This window comes from Pseudoalteromonas sp. EB27 (assembly GCF_001974875.1).
Classification (GTDB): Bacteria; Pseudomonadota; Gammaproteobacteria; order Enterobacterales; family Alteromonadaceae; genus Pseudoalteromonas.
The window spans coordinates 1-4,429 of sequence record NZ_MTQD01000029.1 but is presented as its reverse complement, the minus strand read 5'-3'; the positions used below and the strand labels follow the sequence as shown (position 1 = coordinate 4,429).

The 4,429-nt window shown below is 39.0% G+C and carries 4 protein-coding genes and 1 pseudogene; 1 reads left to right on the top strand and 4 read right to left on the bottom strand.

Going from position 1 to position 4,429, the window contains the following annotated elements:
- Positions 1–601: 601 nt before the first annotated feature.
- Genes BW142_RS20430 through rph form a run of 3 tightly spaced genes read right to left on the bottom strand, consistent with a single transcriptional unit; the run spans position 602 to position 2,414 of the window.
- On the bottom strand, positions 602–982 hold the full coding sequence (locus BW142_RS20430) for a diacylglycerol kinase (protein WP_024598706.1): 381 nt from the start codon (positions 980–982) through the stop codon (positions 602–604).
- Positions 983–1,037: 55 nt separating this feature from the next.
- Entirely contained in the window at positions 1,038–1,682 is a 645-nt protein-coding gene (pyrE, locus tag BW142_RS20425; RefSeq protein WP_076926143.1) for an orotate phosphoribosyltransferase, read from the bottom strand.
- An 18-nt stretch (positions 1,683–1,700) separates the two neighbouring features.
- Positions 1,701–2,414 carry a ribonuclease PH gene (gene rph / locus BW142_RS20420; protein ID WP_002958890.1) on the bottom strand — a complete coding sequence of 238 codons (714 nt, stop codon included), beginning with the start codon at positions 2,412–2,414 and terminating at the stop codon, positions 1,701–1,703.
- Between the two features lie 179 nt (positions 2,415–2,593).
- Here rph and BW142_RS20415 point away from each other — a divergent pair, with 179 nt between their 5' ends.
- On the top strand, positions 2,594–3,454 hold the full coding sequence (locus tag BW142_RS20415; RefSeq protein WP_076926142.1) for a YicC/YloC family endoribonuclease: 861 nt from the start codon (positions 2,594–2,596) through the stop codon (positions 3,452–3,454).
- 745 nt (positions 3,455–4,199) lie between these two features.
- On the opposite strand, the pseudogene BW142_RS20410 reads toward BW142_RS20415, so the two are convergent.
- Positions 4,200–4,429, bottom strand: a pseudogene (locus BW142_RS20410) (elongation factor Tu); the annotation flags it as partial.

Genomic DNA, 4,429 nt, shown 5'->3' with positions numbered 1-4,429 from the left:
CGCCAGCGTTCAATCTGAGCCATGATCAAACTCTTCAATTAAAAAGTTTTATGTCTTTCGACAGCTCAATGAATTCTGAATTTATTTTAATATCTTTCGATATTGAATTGACTGTGCCGAATAATTACCGAAATAACTATTCTGTTGGTCACTCAGTTTTCAATTGAGACTCTAATTTGTTTGCCTCGCTACCTAAGTAGGTTGGCTGTTAGAACTCAATCTGTACGAGTGCCCACACAGATGATTGCTTTATATTGTTAAAGAACGTTGCGATTAAAGTTAAACTTTATCTCGCTAGGGCTGCGCATATTACGCTTTCCTATTTTTTTGTCAACACTTAAGTTTAAACTTTCTAAAAAGATTCAAACTAAGTTTTACTTAACACCCTGAGTTGTTCGTGCCTCGCTATGCGTTGGCGTTTCCCGTCTCAGTGGGGTCGCATTATAGGGAGATCCGAAAACAGATCAACCCTTTTTTGAAGAAAACGTGAAATAATGTGTTGTTCGCTGAGTATTTGAGCTAAACACGTTAAAAACACAACATAACTAGCAAGTTATTAACAACTAAAGGCGCTTTAACTATTCTAATATCAAATATTGTATCAAACGATCTTCATGTAAAGGCTTACACCCCAAATGATCAACACGATCGCTAATGAAAGTGTTACGGCTGCAGATCCCATATCTTTGGCTCTACCTGACAATACATGCAATTCTGTACTTACTCGATCTGTTAATGCTTCAATTGCAGAGTTTAGCAATTCAACTATTAGAATAATAAGCAGTGAGCTAATTAATATTGCCCAGTGCAGTAATGATGAAGCAAGCCAAAATGAAATAGGAAATAATATAAGGCTTAATAGTAGCTCTTGTCTAAATGCGGCTTCCTCCTTAAATGCTGCTTTAAAGCCAAGATAGGAACAATAAGTCGCTTTGAAAACGCGTTTGAGGCCTAAGCCATTTGGTTTAAGTATATCTTTCATTAAAAACTCTATGAATGAAGGTCAAAATAAAGCCCCGCAGTGCGAGGCTTTTTATTTATGCTACACCGTATTGATCACGATAAGCTTTAACTGAGGCTAAATGTTCATCCATCGTCCCTTGAACTTCAAGGTAGCTAATAAGATCAGCTAATTTTACAATAGAAATTACTTTGGTATTAAAGTCGCGCTCAACTTCTTGAATAGCTGATAACTCGGCTTTACCTTTTTCTTGGCGATCTAATGCTATTAAAACGCCACTAAGGTCTGCACCATTTTGTGCAATAATTTCCATGGACTCACGAATAGCGGTACCTGCGGTAATTACATCATCAACTAGCATTATTTTGCCATTGAGTTCTGAGCCTACTAACGTACCACCTTCACCGTGTGCTTTTTTCTCTTTACGGTTAAAACAGTACGGTACATCTTTATCATGGTGATCTGCTAATGCAACTGCCGTTGTTGTCGCTATTGGAATACCTTTATAAGCAGGACCAAATAATACATCATACTCTATCGATGAATCTTCCAATGCTGCAGCATAGAAGCGACCTAAACGCGCTAAATCACGACCAGTGTTAAATAAGCCAGCATTAAAAAAGTACGGACTTGTTCGCCCTGACTTTAAAGTAAACTCACCAAACTTTAATACCTGCTTCTCTAGAGCAAATTCTATAAACTCTTTTTGATAATCTTTCATATCTAGTGGCCTACCTATTTATGCTAATGCTTGCTTTTGTACGTCAATGATTTCACGTATAGAGTGTTTGGCTAAAGTAAGTAATTCATCCAGCTCATCAAACGAGAAAGGTTCACCTTCGGCTGTACCTTGAATTTCAATAATTTTACCTGTCTCAGTTAAAATTACGTTCATATCAGTCTCAGCAGCTGAATCTTCTATATACTCTAAATCGCTAATTGCTTGACCTTTGTATATGCCTACAGAAATAGCCGCAATCATATGCTTAAGTGGGTTTGAGTTAATCATACCTTTAGCACGCATATGCGTTAGTGCATCAACTAGTGCAACACATGCGCCACTTATAGAAGCAGTACGTGTACCACCATCTGCTTGAATAACATCACAGTCGATAGTAATCGTGTTTTCACCAAGGGCTTTTAAATCAACAGCCGCACGAAGTGCACGTGCAATTAAGCGTTGAATTTCCATAGTACGACCGCCCTGCTTACCACGTGCAGCTTCACGCGCATTACGTGTATGCGTTGCTCGCGGTAACATACCGTATTCAGCATTGATCCAACCCTTACCTTGGCCTTTCATGAAACGAGGAACGCCCGATTCAACAGTCGCTGTACAAAGTACTTTGGTGTTACCAAACTCAACAAGTACTGAGCCTTCAGCATGCAAAGTATAATTACGTGTAAATGTAACAGGTCTAATTTGGTTAGGTGTTCTTTCGCTTGGACGCATTGACGATCCCCTTAATTCAGAATTTGCGACATTATAAGTGTATGTGGGTATAGATACCATGCTGATTTAAATAAATAGCTGTATGCAAAATATTCAGTGTATTAAATTTTCCCTAGAGCTTAAGCAGTGTTACGGTATAATCATCGTAATATTGTATTTATTAATTTAGGAAAATGTCCATGATCCACAGTATGACAGCTTATGCGCGTCGCGAAATAAAAGGCGATTGGGGAACTGGCACTTGGGAAGTTCGTTCAGTGAACCAGCGTTACCTTGAAACATTTATTCGCGCACCAGAGCAATTTCGTGGCATGGAGCCAGTTATTCGTGAGCGTTTACGCAAACACTTACAACGCGGTAAAGTTGAGGTCTTTTTAAAGTTTGTAGCAAATCCAGCCCATGTTGGTGAGCTATCAATTAACCAAGCCCTTGCTGAGCAATTGATAAATAGCGCTAAATGGGTTCAACAACAAAGTAATGGCGATATTAATCCTGTTGATATATTGCGTTGGCCTGGTGTTATGGAAGCTGAAGAACTTGATATGGATAGCGTTAATACCGCACTAATTGTTGGTCTTGATCAAGTAATCGAAGATTTTAAATCAGCCCGTGGCGATGAAGGTGCAAACCTTGAAGAGATGATAGCAATCCGCCTTGATGCGATTTTAGAGCAAGTAGAAATTGTAGAAACGCATATGCCCGAGATTACTAAGTGGCAACGTGAAAAGCTGGCTCAAAAGCTAGAAGACTTAACAGCAAACATTGACGAATCACGCCTTGAACAAGAACTTATTTATCTTGCTCAAAAACAAGATGTAGCCGAAGAATTAGATCGTTTAAAGTCTCACGTTAAAGAAACTAAAAAAATCCTTAAAAAAGGTGGCGCATGTGGCCGTCGCCTAGATTTTATGATGCAAGAATTTAATCGTGAAGCTAACACGCTAGCATCTAAGTCTATCAATAGTGACATCACTACTGCCGCTGTAGAGCTAAAAGTGTTGATTGAACAAATGAGAGAACAAATTCAAAATATTGAATAGTTATCAGCCAATTATGGCATATTCATAACTTATAGAAACCCGAGCTTGGCTCGGGTTTTTTATTAATTCCAATAATGACATTTTGAATATTTTTACCAAGTATCTTCGCCTAATGTGAGACTCTCACCTTCAAATCACTCTATATTTTAAACATTAAAAAGCCCGAGACTAGGCTCGGGCTTTTTGGTAACAATTAGCTAGGCTAATAATTATGCTTTAAACGTTACTAGAACGCACCTACGCCTAAAGTAAGAGCGCCACCTTCATATGACACTTTATTTTAGACATTAAAAAGCCCGAGACTAAGCTCGGGCTTTTTGGTAACAATTAGCTAGGCTAATAATTACGCTTTAAACGTTACTAGAACGCACCTACGCCTAAAGTAAGAGCGTCACCTTCATATGACACTTTATTTTAGACATTAAAAAACCCGAGACTAAGCTCGGGCTTTTTGGTAACAATTAGCTAGGCTAATAATTACGCTTTGAACGTTACTACAACGCACCTACGCCTAAAGTAAGAGCGCCACCGTCATATGACACTTTATTTTAGACATTAAAAAGCCCGAGACTAAGCTCGGGCTTTTTGGTAACAATTAGCTAGGCTAATAATTACGCTTTGAACGTTACTACAACGCACCTACGCCTAAAGTAAGAGCGCCACCTTCATATGACACTTTATTTTAGACATTAAAAAGCCCGAGACTAAGCTCGGGCTTTTTGGTAACAATTAGCTAGGCTAATAATTACGCTACGATAGTTGCTACAACACCAGCACCTACAGTACGGCCACCTTCACGGATAGCAAAACGAAGACCTTCATCCATCGCGATTGGTGCGATTAGAGTTACTGTCATCTTGATGTTATCACCAGGCATTACCATTTCTACGCCTTCTGGTAACTGTACGTCACCCGTTACGTCAGTTGTACGGAAGTAGAACTGTGGACGGTAACCTTTGAAGAATGGAGTATGAC

Coding starts and splice junctions, on each gene's coding strand:
- BW142_RS20415 (WP_076926142.1), top strand. CDS start 2,594: ATGATCCACAGTATGACAGCTTATGCGCGTCGCGAAATAAAAGGCGAT.
- BW142_RS20430 (WP_024598706.1), bottom strand. CDS start 982: ATGAAAGATATACTTAAACCAAATGGCTTAGGCCTCAAACGCGTTTTC.
- pyrE (WP_076926143.1), bottom strand. CDS start 1,682: ATGAAAGATTATCAAAAAGAGTTTATAGAATTTGCTCTAGAGAAGCAG.
- rph (WP_002958890.1), bottom strand. CDS start 2,414: ATGCGTCCAAGCGAAAGAACACCTAACCAAATTAGACCTGTTACATTT.